15 protein-coding genes and 1 pseudogene are annotated in these 14022 nt (G+C 60.6%); 9 read left to right on the forward strand and 7 right to left on the reverse strand.

What is annotated here, in order from left to right:
* Positions 1-13: 13 nt before the first annotated feature.
* On the reverse strand, positions 14-409 hold the full coding sequence (locus tag JOH52_RS16835; protein ID WP_227692129.1) for a hypothetical protein: 396 nt from the start codon (positions 407-409) through the stop codon (positions 14-16).
* 395 nt (positions 410-804) lie between these two features.
* Complete coding sequence (locus JOH52_RS16840) at positions 805-1527, reverse strand: hypothetical protein (RefSeq protein ID WP_014529647.1); 723 nt, start codon at positions 1525-1527, stop codon at positions 805-807.
* 237 nt (positions 1528-1764) lie between these two features.
* On the opposite strand from JOH52_RS16840, the gene JOH52_RS16845 reads away from it, so the two are divergent.
* On the forward strand, positions 1765-2157 hold the full coding sequence (locus JOH52_RS16845; RefSeq protein ID WP_013844456.1) for a GFA family protein: 393 nt from the start codon (positions 1765-1767) through the stop codon (positions 2155-2157).
* Between the two features lie 27 nt (positions 2158-2184).
* On the opposite strand, the gene JOH52_RS16850 is transcribed toward JOH52_RS16845, so the two are convergent.
* Positions 2185-3702, reverse strand: a complete 1518-nt coding sequence (locus JOH52_RS16850) for a winged helix-turn-helix domain-containing tetratricopeptide repeat protein (protein WP_014526760.1) — start codon at positions 3700-3702, stop codon at positions 2185-2187.
* A gap of 126 nt (positions 3703-3828) precedes the next feature.
* On the opposite strand from JOH52_RS16850, the gene JOH52_RS16855 reads away from it, so the two are divergent.
* Together JOH52_RS16855 and JOH52_RS16860 are read left to right on the forward strand one after the other, a co-directional pair.
* The gene (locus JOH52_RS16855; protein ID WP_010969330.1) at positions 3829-4041 is read left to right on the forward strand and encodes a DUF1127 domain-containing protein; all 213 of its coding nucleotides are present in this window, start codon (positions 3829-3831) and stop codon (positions 4039-4041) included.
* Positions 4042-4052: 11 nt separating this feature from the next.
* The gene (locus JOH52_RS16860) at positions 4053-5219 is read left to right on the forward strand and encodes an MFS transporter (RefSeq protein WP_014526759.1); all 1167 of its coding nucleotides are present in this window, start codon (positions 4053-4055) and stop codon (positions 5217-5219) included.
* On the opposite strand, the gene JOH52_RS16865 is transcribed toward JOH52_RS16860, so the two are convergent.
* Positions 5216-5971: an SDR family NAD(P)-dependent oxidoreductase gene (locus tag JOH52_RS16865; RefSeq protein WP_010969328.1), complete on the reverse strand. Its 756-nt coding sequence runs from the start codon at positions 5969-5971 to the stop codon at positions 5216-5218. The genes JOH52_RS16860 and JOH52_RS16865 overlap by 4 nt on opposite strands.
* Positions 5972-6139: 168 nt before the next feature.
* Between JOH52_RS16865 and JOH52_RS16870 the strand changes: the two genes are divergently transcribed.
* The 6 genes from JOH52_RS16870 (at position 6140) to JOH52_RS16890 (ending at position 10194) form a co-directional block, all read left to right on the forward strand.
* Positions 6140-6721, forward strand: a complete 582-nt coding sequence (locus tag JOH52_RS16870) for a L,D-transpeptidase (protein WP_010969327.1) — start codon at positions 6140-6142, stop codon at positions 6719-6721.
* A 189-nt stretch (positions 6722-6910) separates the two neighbouring features.
* Positions 6911-7051, forward strand: a complete 141-nt coding sequence (locus JOH52_RS35100; protein WP_003529619.1) for a hypothetical protein — start codon at positions 6911-6913, stop codon at positions 7049-7051.
* A gap of 161 nt (positions 7052-7212) precedes the next feature.
* Positions 7213-7797, forward strand: a complete 585-nt coding sequence (locus JOH52_RS16875) for a lipoprotein (RefSeq protein ID WP_010969326.1) — start codon at positions 7213-7215, stop codon at positions 7795-7797.
* Between the two features lie 133 nt (positions 7798-7930).
* On the forward strand, positions 7931-8518 hold the full coding sequence (locus tag JOH52_RS16880; RefSeq protein ID WP_010969325.1) for a protein-S-isoprenylcysteine O-methyltransferase: 588 nt from the start codon (positions 7931-7933) through the stop codon (positions 8516-8518).
* Positions 8519-8527: 9 nt separating this feature from the next.
* On the forward strand, positions 8528-9313 hold the full coding sequence (locus tag JOH52_RS16885; protein WP_013844449.1) for a hypothetical protein: 786 nt from the start codon (positions 8528-8530) through the stop codon (positions 9311-9313).
* Entirely contained in the window at positions 9310-10194 is an 885-nt protein-coding gene (locus tag JOH52_RS16890; protein ID WP_010969324.1) for an SDR family NAD(P)-dependent oxidoreductase, read from the forward strand. The genes JOH52_RS16885 and JOH52_RS16890 overlap by 4 nt, the downstream gene beginning before the upstream one ends.
* Positions 10195-10534: 340 nt before the next feature.
* Here JOH52_RS16890 and JOH52_RS16895 read toward each other — a convergent pair.
* The 3 genes and pseudogenes from JOH52_RS16895 to queA form a co-directional block, all read right to left on the reverse strand.
* A pseudogene (locus JOH52_RS16895) lies at positions 10535-11355 on the reverse strand (transporter substrate-binding domain-containing protein).
* A gap of 448 nt (positions 11356-11803) precedes the next feature.
* Positions 11804-12934, reverse strand: a complete 1131-nt coding sequence (gene tgt / locus JOH52_RS16900) for a tRNA guanosine(34) transglycosylase Tgt (RefSeq protein ID WP_003529609.1) — start codon at positions 12932-12934, stop codon at positions 11804-11806.
* Complete coding sequence (gene queA / locus JOH52_RS16905; protein ID WP_003529606.1) at positions 12935-14017, reverse strand: tRNA preQ1(34) S-adenosylmethionine ribosyltransferase-isomerase QueA; 1083 nt, start codon at positions 14015-14017, stop codon at positions 12935-12937. It abuts the gene before it with no gap.
* Positions 14018-14022 lie beyond the last annotated feature (5 nt).

Below are 14022 nucleotides of genomic sequence, written 5' to 3' on the forward strand. Positions count from 1 at the left end.
TCTTGGCAGTCGGTCAGGACGGGACCCAGTAAGTCCCGCTGGTCTTGTCGTTGACAATCCCGTCGACTATGCGGGCGAGGCCTTCTAGCAGTATCCTGACTTGTGGATTTGCTGGATCAAACCCTGTCCATCCCGCCAATACGAATATCCCCTGATCGGTAGTTGTCGCCGACTCGTCGTCAGCGTCCCCGAATGCTAAACGTGCATCGCAGATGGAAAGCTTGGCTCTTACCTCCAAAGGCGCAAGATGTGAAAATTCCTCTGCTTCTTCAATCACCCACTCTTCGTCTTCCAACTGCACAAGGAACATGACGGGGCTGGTTACCTGCAACTGCGGGACCACAACGTCCCCTAAGCGCCACTCTGTTTCTTTTACCTCTGCACCCATCTCTTGCAGATATTCGTTCACCTGCAAGAGCGTAAGTGGCGTAGCGGACATCTGAAACCATATAGCAGCTGCTTGCATAAGCTAACCCTCGGCGCGTTGTCTTCCTGCCTAGGAAAAAGACCACAGCCCGGCTATGACCGCAATGTCTGCAAACCGGAAGTGCTGCACGGTCGCTTGCGATCGAGGAAGCTGAAGCCGAAAGGGCACTTCCTCACCCGCCCCCTCCCTTCCCTTGCAACCCCGACCAGCCGGGGAGTTTTGGGAGCTAGACCATGGCGCCCGTCGTGACACCGTTGTCGCATTCCTATTCGGCTGGAATGTCTATTCTCTATGTTGCTTTAACAGCTCGTGTACCCCCGTACATTCTATCTTCGAGTGTGACATCGCAATGAAAACAATGGCTTGCGTTGAATGTCTCAAGAGACGGTAATCTCGGCTTGGGTGTCGGATTCCAACTCTAAGCAGGCCGCCCATAGAGGTGTTTTGTAATAGGTACCGTCCTGCAGAAATCTTAGCCCTTCGCGCTCTTCCCGCAGCAATCCCAGCCAGCACAGGGGCCGCATGATGTCGTGGCGGAACTCCGCTCTGACCATTGAAGCTTGCGTCACTGAGTCCGACTCGCTCGGGTATAACTCGTTCACCAGGTCATCCAGCGAACAGCCCTTTCTCGCCTTGATATTGATAAGATTGAGAAAGACGTGCCACCACCGCATCCGCTCCCGCACATCGTCCTGTGCCTGCCCGTAGTCGATATAGGCATAAAGATAGTCTGTCGCGATCTGATCGAAGAAGGTGTGGGGTCTTGCGAGAAAGTCCCGACCGCGTTTGGTGGGAAGCAGTCGGTCTTTGTTTCGCCGCACAAGCCTCAGATGCTTGAGCATGTCGCGGACCACCCAAAGCGGCGGCATATCAGCTTCGTTCAGAACCTTGCTGATGCTGTACAGATCCTCCGACGTGTAGTCGGGCCAATCGAAGTGAACGGCGGCCCAGTGCACGAATTTGCGGTTCATCGCACCAGACGCAGTCAGGCCGATGCCTCCTTCGGTGTCGGCATAGGATACGGCCATGACCATGCCGCGAACCAGTGGTGACATGGCCACTACATCGACGTCGGCAACGAGCTCAATTTCTGGAAGCATTGCGCGCTCCTGGCGTATCCGGTGGTATGAATTCATCCGGAACCATCTCCCAAGAGCGAGGTGATTGAAACTCCAAAATGCTAAGCATTGGATGGCCCCTCACCCGACCCACCTGACCTTGCAAGCCGGACCAGCCCGTCACATTCTACATGGGCCAGATAGAACTGCGACAAGCCGCGTCGCTCGTGGCGCTGGTCAACGTCAACGCTGGACCGCTTGATTTGAAGGAGACGCAGTATGGATCGATTCCCAGGCGGTTGCCTGTGCGGCAACGTGCGATTTGTGGCGACGGGCCGACCATACCGGGTAGGCCTCTGCCATTGTCTCGACTGCCGCAAGCATCACGGGGCCCTTTTCCATGCGTCCGCCATTTTCCCTGAGAACTCTGTGACGATCGATGGCGAGACGCGCGATTACGCCGGTCGGCATTTCTGCCCCCGCTGCGGCTCGACCGTCTTCGCACGCAGCGGAGACGAAATCGAAGTGAACCTCGGATCCTTGGACGCCCCTGATCAATTGATGCCGACCTACGAAAGCTGGACCGTCCGCCGCGAATCCTGGCTGCCGCAGTTTCCCCTCAAGAGACGATACGAGCGGGACCGTGACGAAACGAGTCGCTTCGAGGAATAGGCCGCACGAACGAACGATCGATTCGCGTCACTCCGGAAGGCCCGCCTTACGGTAGCCGTCGACAAAATGCGCAAGCGTCGCAGCGTCGCGGAACGGCTCCGTATCCGCCCAGTGGCGGGTTGTAAAATGCGGGTTGCCGACGAGGAACAGTTCGACCTCCGCGCGCGCCTCGTCGAGCCGGCCCAGTTGGGCAAGGCTTGCCGCCAGGAAACGTCGCGAGCTGGTGCGATAAGTCTCGTCCCGGCGCAGTGTCTCGACGGCGGCTTCGTATTCGCCGGCGGCATATTGCGCCTGGCCGAGCGTCAGATAGTACCAGCTTGCCGGAAACGGGTTCAGCCGGAACGCCTTGCGGATGTGCTCAACGCCCTCCTCCACCCGCCCGGCCAGGACCGCGATGTCGGATAACGTCGCCCAGGTATCGGCCTCGTTCGGATCGAGCTCGATCGCCTTGGCGAATTCCGCATCCGCCTCGGCGAAGCTGCGCTCATAGGCAAGCAGGTTGGCCAGCACCCAGCGGCAACCGGCATCGTTGGGATCGATCGCCACGGCTTTGCGCGCCAGCTCCAAAGCAACGCTACGGTTGGGTTCGACCGGTTCGCCCCAATGCACCCATCTCATCCAGTGGTTCATGGCGAGCCAGCGATAGGCCTCGGCGTATTCCGGATCGAGCGAAACCGCGCGCGTGAGCATCAGATGCGCTTCCCGCGCCGTCTGAGGCGAATCATCGATCAGCTTGCGCGCCCGCACGCAGAGATCGTAGGCCTCGAGATTTTTGGGGCGGTTGCGCGGCGCCTGTGGGCGCAGCCGGCCGAGCAACGCCTCCACGATCTTGCCGGTGACCTCGTCCTGAACGGCAAAGATATCTTCGAGGCTGCGATCGAAGCGTTCCGCCCATAGATGATTGCCACTCACCGCATCGACCAGCTGCGCGTTGATGCGCACCCGCCCCGCAGCGCGTCGTGCGCTACCCTCCAGCAGATAGCGCACGCCAAGGTCCTCAGCGATCTCGCGCACGTCCCTCGCCTTTCCTTTAAAGGCAAAGGTCGAATTGCGCGCGATGACGAACAGGCCGTAGATCCTGGACAGGTCGGTGATCAGGTCTTCGGTCAACCCGTCCGCAAAGGATTCCTGCTCCGGATCGCTGCTGAAATTAACGAAAGGCAACACGGCTATGGACGGTTCGTCCGGCAGCGGCAGTGGATTTCGCTTCGCGCCACCGGCCTTTTCGACAGGCCCCGTGAAGCGGTAGCCGACCCGCGGAATCGTGGCGATCCATTCGCCGCCGTCGGGGGGCGCACCAAGCATCTTCCGCAGTTGCGCGATCTGGACGGTGAGGTTGCCTTCCTCCACCGCCCTGCCCGACCACGCCGCATCCATCAGCTCGGCTTTTCCCAGGATCTCACCAGGCCGTCCGACGAGCGCCTCAAGCAGCTTCAGCCCGCGATAGCCGACGGCAACGGGCTCATCGTTCCGAACGAGCGTTCCCGCACCCGGATCAAGGACGAACGGACCAAAGACGAAGCGCGATCCCTGCATAGGGCGCATCTATAGTCCGTTTGGAAATTTTTGAGAACTTTTTGGAAGAGCTTAATTACCACGCTGTTCGCATCACGCAGAATTCATCCTCTTTCGGGTCGAGGGCTCTGCCCCTCAAACCGTGTGGAGGTTACCATGAACGATATCCCCTCCGTTGTGACGGAAACGCCGCGTCGTCCCTACCGCCCCGCCACCCTTCGAAGCATTATCGCGACCTGGGACGAGCGGAAGCGCTTTCGCTGCGAACTTGAGCAAAAGTTGAAGGACGATCCCCATTTGATCAGCGATATCGGTCTGACGAGGCTTGAGGCCGAGGCGGAGATCGCCAAGCCCTTCTGGCAAGTATAAGGCAAGTCTGCATGACCGCTGAAAGCACGACTTTATCGCGACAGGACCAGATCCCGTGGGCCGCTATGGCCGGCATCATCGCGACCGTCACGGTGTTCGCCGTGGCACAGGGGCTGACCTATCCCCTGCTCAGCTTCATCCTGGAGCGGCAGGGGACGACGCCTGGCCTGATCGGCTTGTCGGCGGCGATGACCCCGCTGGGTTTCATCGTATCCGCCCTCTTCATTCCGGCACTGGCGCGGCGCGTGGGCGGGGCGCGGCTTGCGATCCTGTGTTCGGGCCTGGCCGCGCTCACGCTGATCGCGATCGGCTGGACGCAGGAGGTCTGGGCCTGGATGCCGCTGCGTTTCCTGCTCGGGTTCTTCGCCAATCCGCTGTACGTGATCAGCGAGACCTGGCTGCTCTCGATCACGCCCGCGCGGCGGAGGGGCCGAATCATGGGCCTCTATTCGTCGATCGTCTCGGGCGGCTTCGCCATCGGCCCGCTCTCGCTCGGTCTGGTCGGCACGCAAGGCTGGCCGCCCTTCATGGTCGGCATCGTGGCCTTCCTTCTCTGCGGGCTGATCGTGCTTGCGGTCGTGCCGCACCTGCCGAAGATGCCACATGAAGGCGAGGCGACATCGGTCGGCGGCTTTTTCGCACTGGCGCCGCTCCTCTTGTTCGCGGTTTTCGCCGCAGCCGCCTTGGAGCAGACCCTGCTTTCCCTGTTCGCGGTCTATGGCGCGGCGCTTGACAGCACAGAAGGGCGTATCGCCTCGCTCATCACCTGTTTCATCGCAGGCAACGCCGTGCTGCAGATATTGCTGGGACGGGTGGCCGAACGGTTCGGGTCGCTGCGGACCATGATGCTCTGCGCCTTGGCTTCACTGGGTGGCTGCCTGCTGCTGCCGGCGATCTTCGAATCATGGCTCATCTGGCCGCTCTTTTTCGTCTGGGGCGGGGCCTCGTTCGGCATCTACACCATGTCGCTGATCCAACTCGGCGAGCGATTCACGGGTCAATCCTTGATCGCCGGCAACGCGGCCTTCGCCTTCGTATGGGGCATCGGCGGCATCGTCGGCTCGCCCGCGACAGGACTGGCGATGCAACTGATCGGACATCAGGGGCTGCCATTGTCCCTTGGCCTGCTTTGCTTTGTGCTGGCGGTGTTTCTAATCCCGCAGCTCAACAGGCCTTAATGCGCCGTAAAAGCCCCGTCGACCGGATGATAGCTGCCGGTGATGAAGCTCGCCTGTTCCGACAGCAGGAAACAGACGAGAGCCGCGACTTCCTCCGGTTTTCCCCGCCGGCCGAGCGGCTGCAGCGCTTCCAGGCGTCGTGTCTTCGCCAATTCCGAATGTCCCGACAGAAGCGGCGTTTCGATCCAGCCGGGGCCGACCGCGTTGATGCGAATCCCCATTCTTGCATATTCGATCCCGGCCGCCTTGGTGAGCCCCACCACCCCGTGCTTGGCGGCGGTGTAGGCGGACGCGGTAGGCAATGCAACCGCACCGAGAATCGAGGACATGTTGACGATAGCGCCGCCGCCCTTTCCGAGCATGGCGGCGATCTCGTATTTCATGCAGTAGAAGACGCCGTTCAGGTTGACTTCGATCAGCCTGCGCCAATCTTCGAGCGGGTAGTCCGCGGTCGCTTGGCGCGGGCCCTCTATGCCTGCATTGTTGACCGCAAGATGCAATCCGCCGCATTCCCGCACGGTGAAGGCGACCATTTGCTCTACCGCCCCCGCGTCGGTGACGTCGACGGTGAAGTCTCGCGCCCTGCCCCCGGCAGAGCGAATCTCGGCCGCGACGCTGCGCGCCGCATCGGCGTCGCGGTCGGCGACTATCACTTCCGCACCCTCGCCGCCAAGTTGCCTGGAGACGGCGGCGCCGATGCCGGAACCCGCGCCGGTCACGATTGCGATTTTTCCTTCCAGGCCGAGTTTCATCGTGCCGCTCCTTGTCTCCGCTGCTTCCCCGAACCAGTCGATCAGACGCCGGTTCCGGTCGCAAGAGGTTTCATCCTTGCGGTCGTATCCGTTGCAAGGCTTGGCCGACACGCGCTTGGGTGTTAAACACGAAATCGTAGGGACTCACAATTTACTCAGCAGGTGAGAATGGAGAAGGATCGCATTACGCGCCGGGTACTCGTGCTGGGTAGCCTGGCTCTCTTCGCCTCTGGCTGCAGTTCGTTGCGCTCGGCGGACAGCCCGCAATCAGCCAGGACCCGTATAGACCCACGATACCGCAGGCAGGAGGTCGCCTATTATGGCGGCGAATCGCCTGGAACGATCGTCGTCAATACGGAAGAACGTTATCTCTATTATGTTCAGGGAGGCGGTTCGGCGGTTCGCTACGGGATCGGCGTAGGCGAGGAAGGGCGCACCCTCAAAGGCCGGGCGAAAATCGGCCGCAAGGCGGAGTGGCCCTCCTGGACGCCGACTGCAAACATGATTCGCCGCAAGCCGCATCTGGCGCAATATGCCGGCGGGGTGAGCGGAGGGCTGCATAACCCGCTTGGGGCCGCCGCGCTCTATCTCTATCAGGGCGGAAACGACACCATGTTCCGGCTGCACGGGACGAATGAGCCCTGGACGATCGGCCAGGCCGTATCGAGCGGTTGCATTCGTTTGACGAACGACGACATCGTCGATCTCTACAGCCGCACCCCGGTGGGTGCGACCGTGCTGATCATTTGATGGCGTTTTCCGTTACATTTCGGTATAAATGACTAAGCCCCGTGTGTTCCGACGCGGTTGATAACCCGGTAACCATAAAGCGGTTATCAACTGTGTCCTTTCTGCACTAGGCCCCGGCGCAAATCGCCACTATTACTTGGAGTGTTGCCTTCGATAACCCATTCCGACTATTGAGGAAAGGACTACTTGATGAGCCGAATTCTAGTTGTGATGATTGCGTTGCTTTCTGTTGCCGGCCTCACCGCGTGTGATACGATCGGCAAGGGTAAGGGTAAGGCCCCGCCGCCTGCTGCCGTCGATACGGTAGAACCGGCGCCGGTATACAAGTAACAGTGACTTTGCGCCGTGGGAGAGCTCAACGACCGCCCTCCCACGGCGCGTTATTCAGGCTAGACCGGCTGTGAGACTGACGGCATAGTACGCGTCAAGAACTCCAGAGAGCCGGCCCGAGGTCTGGATTGTCAGACTCGGAAGACAATCTAAGTGGTGTGATGACGCTTGCACGAGGCCGCATATCCCTTGTGATCTTGGTCGCACTGGCAGCAGCTGCATGCCAGACACAAGACAAAAATCCCGAACCCCGCTACGTTTCCAGCAGCCTGAATGGGCCGGCGAAACTCGAATCTCAAGCGAGAGAGCAGGGATATTTCATCGAATTTCGCTCCCGCTACGCGCTGAGCTATGGCCACACCTACGTTATCTACGGGCGCACGAACAAGTCTGGTGCGGTCGTTCAGCGCCAGGTTGCCGGCCTTGCACCGGCTACCCTTGATCCGACACCGTATGTCCTTGGCCATTTCGTGCCCGTTCCGGCTGAAACCGGCGCGAGCGACGGTGACCTTGAGGAAGAATACCGCTCGGCAAGCTGGCGCGTCATGCTGACGCAGGCGGAATACAACAAGGTCGTGGCTTTCATCGACAAACTGAAAGCCAAGTCGAAGTTCTGGCACGCGTCGCTCTACAACTGCAACGCCTTCGTGGCCGAAATCGCCCGCTCCATGGGCTATAAGACACCCGGCATCTGGCTTAGGCCGCAGGAATTCATTACAAGGCTTCGGGAGATGAACGGAGGTTGAGAGGCGACGGGCACAGAGCTCGCGATCCAACCGTCACCGTTCGAAATAGAATCACGCTGCGAAGCATCGGCTGAAGAAGGTTCCCGCCCGATCGTTGACGCCAGGCGCAGGCTAAGGACTTGGGGAACTAGACATGTCGGTATCCTCCATCGGCGAGATCGCCTGGGTGCTCGGAATCGTTGCCTGGTACTTCATTCGCCGCCCTTATGAACGCCGCGCGAAGCGCGTGCGTGTCGTCAGCCACCGCCGCTCAACCTCCGAAAAGCTGGGCCTGGCGGCGGCCCTGCTTGGCCTCGCGATCATTCCCGCTTTTTATGTCGCTACCGGGATCCCGGAGGGGGCCGACCACCCTGCCCGGCTCTGGGCCGTCGTGCTCGGTGCCGTGATTTTCTGTCTGGCCATGTGGGTCTTTCGCAGAACCCACAAGGAACTCGGTCGCAACTGGTCGATCACGCTCGAGATTCGCGACAAGCACGAACTGATTCGCCGCGGTCCTTACGCCCTGGTCCGCCATCCCATGTATACTTCGTTCCTGCTGATGGGCGTAGGCCAGGCGTTTCTTCTGCCGAACTGGGTCGCAGGGCTGGCGGGTCTTGCCGGTTTCGCGGTCCTCTTTCTTCTGAGAGTGGACAAGGAGGAACGCATGATGATGGAAATGTTCGGCTCCGAGTATCGCGACTACATGGCGGACACCAAGCGGATCATTCCTTACATTTACTAGAGGTGCATGATGCGAGGCCGAGCCCTCAAGCTTTCAGCGTCTCGGCGCCTGGTCGGGGATCTCATGCGATTTTCGATGAAGGTGCCGCGGGTGAGCGTGCAGCGGCGGATGAATCTCGGGCCGTTGCTCGAGGCCAGAACATCGCTTGAAAGCAGGCCATCCTGGACGGCGCTCTTCCTAAAAGGATACGGCCTTCTCGCTCAGGAGACGCCCGAGTTGCGGCGCGCTTACGTCAAATTTCCCAGACCGCAGCTATACGAATATCCGGGAAGCATCGCTTCCATCGCGCATGAAAGGGAGTACGAGGGCGAACGAATCGTGCTGCTGACGACGATCAAGAATCCGGAGCGCCGTCCGATCGCGGAGCTGGGGTCCTTGATGCAGACGGCGCGAACCAGTCCCGTGCTGGAGGTCAAGGAATTCCGGCGCGCCCTGAAGATCGCCCGCCTCCCCGGTCCGATCAGATGGCTTCTCATGTGGCTCGGATTGAACATCGGCCGGCAAAGGGCGCGCCGTTTCGGTACATTTCAGCTGTCGGTCTATTCGGGCCTCGGCGCGGAATCGCTCAACCCCCTCACGCCGTTAACCTCGCTTCTCAATTACGGCCCGATCGACAACGATGGCTCGGTCACCGTGCGCATCCACTATGACCACCGGGTCATGGATGGCGCCAACGTCGCGCGTGCCCTCGAGCGGTTCGAGAGGATATTGAACGGCGAAGTCACCGCGGAGCTGGAAGGGCTTGCATCCGGGCGCGACGTAACCGCTGCGGCAGGTTCCGGAGCGGCGCGATGAGGCCGGGCGATCAACTTCGTCCCGCTGTCGTCGTCGTCGGTGCCTCCCGGGGAATCGGCAAGGCAATCGCCGAAGTGGCCGCGAGGGATGGTGCACCGGTCGTACTGGTGGCGCGTTCGGAAGTGGCGCTGGCGGCGGCCGCCGACGATATCCGGAACGCCGGAGGCGAGGCGTTCACGGTCCCGCTGGATTTCCTGGCTGATGATGCGGCGCTCGGTCTCGAGGACTTCCTGTCCGCAAACGGCCTGTTCTGCGACGTACTCGTCAACAGCGCCGGTTATGGATTGCGCGGCGGCGCGACGGTCCTGCCGCTCGATGAACAGCTCGGCCTCGTCGACCTCAACATCCGCGCCCTTACCGAACTCACCTTGCGCCTCCTGCCGGGCATGGTCGCGCGCCGTCGCGGCGGCGTCATCAATCTCGGTTCGGTCGCGAGCTTCACGCCGGGTCCGTATATGGCGCTCTACTATGCCAGCAAGGGCTTCGTCCGCTCCTTTTCGGAAGCGCTGCACCAGGAACTGCGTCACACGGGCGTGACCGTCACTTGCGTGGCGCCGGGCCCGGTCTCGACGGAATTTCTGGCAACCTCAGGCGCCAATCGCGTGGCACTGTTCAAGATCTTGCCCAAGCTCGAGGCGGGCTATGTCGCTGAAAAGGCGTGGCGCGGCTTCAAAACAGGCCGCCGCCTCGTCATACCCGGCCTCTCGGCCAAGCTGACGATCCTGTTGGCGGCGCTGGTGCCCTCCGCGATCATGCTGCCCCTGATCGGCCGATTGCAGCGCAGGAGCAAGGATCCGTGCCCCTGCGGCTCCGGCAAAAGTTTCACGTCGTGCTGCGGTGCCCGCGGAAATTCGCTAGGAACCACCACGCAAAGTCGGTAGAGAAGCATTCGCGGAATAGGAGCGGCCACGAAACATCGCCCTCTCCGATGACGTCGAGTCGTTACGGTCTCTGAATATAGACATTAAAAAGTTTCAATATCTTATTGATATTCAATCGCTATCCTCGATAATCACCTCTAGCTAAGTCCAGGGAGGAAGCACGTCCCGGCAGGAAAACTGCTACGGCGATCAGCTGATTTCCAGATCCGAGACGTCCCATGGACGACGAGCGGCCTTTCCTTGACACGGGCAAGAACCAGGGCACCGGTTCCAGAAAGACCGAATGCTCTGTCTCCGCCTCACGGATTAGGCGTCTCCGAAGCCACTCTTCGTAGCGTTATCAGTCCTTGCTGTAGTCAGCGCCGTACCATTTGGTCGTCAGTTTTCCAAGCGTGCCGTCAGCCTTCATCGCTTTGATGATTTCACCGATCCTAGCGGTCCATTCCGAGTCGCCTTATCGGCAATGACGACCGCAGGCGACCGAAAGGGATACACGCCCTCGAGGATACGAACGGGATAGCCGTTTCTGACTGCATTTTGGGCGGTCTGCTCGGGGGCGATGACAGCGTCCAATCGAACCCCGTTTCCAAGACGCAGGTCATCGAAGGGCATCATTGAATCCGGAAACGTGCGCACTTCGCCCGGTTCGAGATTGTATTGGACCGGCGGCAAGCCCGGCGCATCGATCTCCAGGCGACGGTTGATGAAGTCCTCGGATGCCGTGCCTGTTTCGACGCCGATAATCTTACCATCCAGATCCTCTTCCGATTGAATGCTGCTCTCGGCATGAACGACGTAGACATAAGGGCTGTAATAATAGATTCCGGCGAAATCGATGACCTCTGCCCGCGCCTTGGTTGGAGCAACGGAACCGACCCCGAGGTCGAAACGTCCCTGCCAGTGGCCTCCCGTCATGGTTGCCCATTCCGGGGTTTCGAAACGTACATTCGCGCCCAACCGTTTGCCGATTTCATTGGCGACATCGATGTCAAAGCCGACAAGGACGTTGTTCTCATCGAGAAAACCCTGCGGAGGCCAGCCGACATTGGTGGCGACGACCATCTCTTTTCTTTCATTGACGCGATCAAGCGTTGAGCCTGCCATTGCCGAACTGCAGAATATAGACAGCGATACCGATGCTATAGCTACCATGCTTTTCATGTTGTCTCCTACCCCCGTTGAACGGTCAACAATGCCCCGGACGTTTTTTGCTGGGAGAGTTCTACAAGCGGACGACCTCCGCAAACCTATTTATTAGAATTCTGCTATCGGAATTTCCGATTCCGACTTCCAGAATAGAGCGATAAACTCAGATGCTGAAATGAAACCATCGCCGCCGGCAAGCTCATTTCGTTTCCGTCGGTGGAGGTCGTCGGCGACGACGTGGCTCAGGAAGCGCCTAACTTTCGGGCGCGCAGATTGCCGTTACCGGCTCAACGGCGTGGTCATGGTTGAGGCGGCGACAGCCGTGGCCTCTATCCTTCGGCCAGAACGTTGTGTGCAATCGTCGCTCGACTGCGCGGCGTCGGACGGACATTCCTATGAATGTTAAAGGGATGGAGCATTTCCGCGATCCCGAAAAAGAATGGGAATGCTCTGGCCGTGAAGCTCACACCGGTGGCAGATCGCCGCGTTGCCAGCCTTCCATGGTCTCCGCCATGAAATCGGTATAGCGCCCTTCTTCGATAGCCTTGCGGATGCCGGCCATCAGCTCCTGATAATAGGCCAGATTGTTCCAGCTGAGCAGCATGCCGCCGAGCGATTCGTTTGAACGAATCAGGTGGTGCAGATAGGCGCGCGAATAGTCGCGAGTCGCCGGACAGGAAGACTGTTCGTCGAGCGGGCGCGTGTCTTCCGCATGTCGGGCGTTGCGCAGATTGATGCGGCCGTAGCGCGTGAAGGCGAGGCCATGGCGTCCGGAGCGGGTCGGCATGACGCAGTCGAACATGTCGATCCCATGCGCGACGGACTTCAGGATATCGTCCGGCGTCCCGACGCCCATCAGATAGCGCGGCTTGTCGGCCGGCAGGACGGGGCAGGTCACGTCCAGCATGCCGAGCATGACCTCCTGCGGCTCACCGACGGCGAGACCCCCAACGGCATAGCCCTTGAGGTCGAGATCCCTGAGTGCCAGGGCCGAGCGTTCGCGCAGCCTGGGAATGTCGCCGCCCTGTACGATCCCGAACATCGCCTTGCCAGGCTGATCGCCGAAGGCGACCTTGCAGCGCTCCGCCCAGCGCAGCGACATTTCCATCGCACGTTCGATTTCGTCGGGTTCCGCCGGCAGCGCCACGCATTCGTCGAGCTGCATCTGAATGTCGCTGCCGAGCAGGCCCTGGATCTCGATCGAGCGTTCCGGCGACATGTGATAGAGCGCGCCATCGACATGGCTCTTGAAGGTCACGCCCTGTTCGTTGAGCTTGCGCAAGCTCGACAGCGACATGACCTGGAAGCCGCCGCTGTCGGTCAGGATCGGCCGTTCCCAGCGGATGAACTTGTGCAGCCCGCCAAGCCTGGCGACCCGTTCGGCGCCCGGGCGCAGCATCAGGTGATAGGTATTGCCCAGAATGATATCGGCGCCCAGATCGCGCACCTGGTCGAGATACATCGCCTTGACCGTGCCGACGGTACCGACCGGCATGAAGGCAGGCGTACGGATCGTCCCGCGGGGGGTCACGACTTCGCCGCGGCGCGCATTGCCGTCAGCCGCAAGCAGTTTGAATTGGAACGTCTCGGTCATTTAATCTTTCCGGAAGAGCAGGCTCGAATCGCCGTAGGAATAGAAGCGGTAACCCGTTGCGATCGCGTGGGCATAGGCCGCGTGCATCGTTTCGAGCCCCGCAAACGCCGAGACCAGCATGAACAGGGTCGATTTCGGCAGGTGGAAATTGGTCATCAGCATATCGACTGCGCGAAAGCGATAGCCCGGCGTGATGAAAATCCCGGTTGCGCCCGACCAAGGACGGATGTTCCCGTCTTCGGCGGCTGCGCTCTCGATCAGCCGAAGCGATGTCGTGCCGACACAGACGATGCGGCCGCCGCGTTCGCGCACGGCATTGAGCTTCGCAGCGGTCACCGGGTCGACGTGGCCGATTTCCTCGTGCATCACGTGGTCGGCGGTATCGTCTGCCTTGACCGGGAGGAAGGTTCCCGCACCTACATGCAGCGTGACGAAATACCGTTCGATCCCGCCTTCGTCGAGTTTGGCGAAAAGGCGGTCGGTGAAATGCAGCCCTGCAGTCGGCGCGGCTACCGCCCCCTCCTCGCGCGCATAGACGGTCTGGTAGTCGGTCCGGTCCTGCTCGTCGTCGGCACGCTTGGATGCGATGTAAGGCGGCAAGGGAATGTGTCCGACGGCCATGATCGCCTCATCGAGCGAGGGGCCCGAGAGATCGAAGCGAAGCGTCACCTCGCCGGCATCGCCTTTTTCCTCGACCACGGCCTCCAGCGAACCGAGCAGGCAGGCATTGCCGCCATGTCCGAAGCTGATCCGGTCCCCGGGCTTCAATCGGCGGGCCGGGCGGGCGAAAGCTTTCCAGCGACTGGGTGCAACCCGCATATGCAGCGTCAGCGACACGGGCGTGCTTATATCCTCACCCCGGTAGCGAACGCCTTCGAGCTGCGCCGGTATGACCTTGGTGTCGTTGAAGACCAGCGCATCTCCCGGCCGCAGGAACGACGGCAGATCGAGGACGCCGCGATCTTCGAGAACCGGTGCGCCGTCGGGGCGAACGACGAGCATGCGGGCACTATCGCGCGGGCTTGCGGGCCTCAGCGCAATGGAATTTTCCGGCAGGTCGAAATCGAACAGGTCTACGCGCATCTATG

The sequence above is a fragment of the Sinorhizobium meliloti genome, assembly GCF_017876815.1.
GTDB classification, from domain to species: Bacteria; Pseudomonadota; Alphaproteobacteria; order Rhizobiales; family Rhizobiaceae; genus Sinorhizobium; species Sinorhizobium meliloti.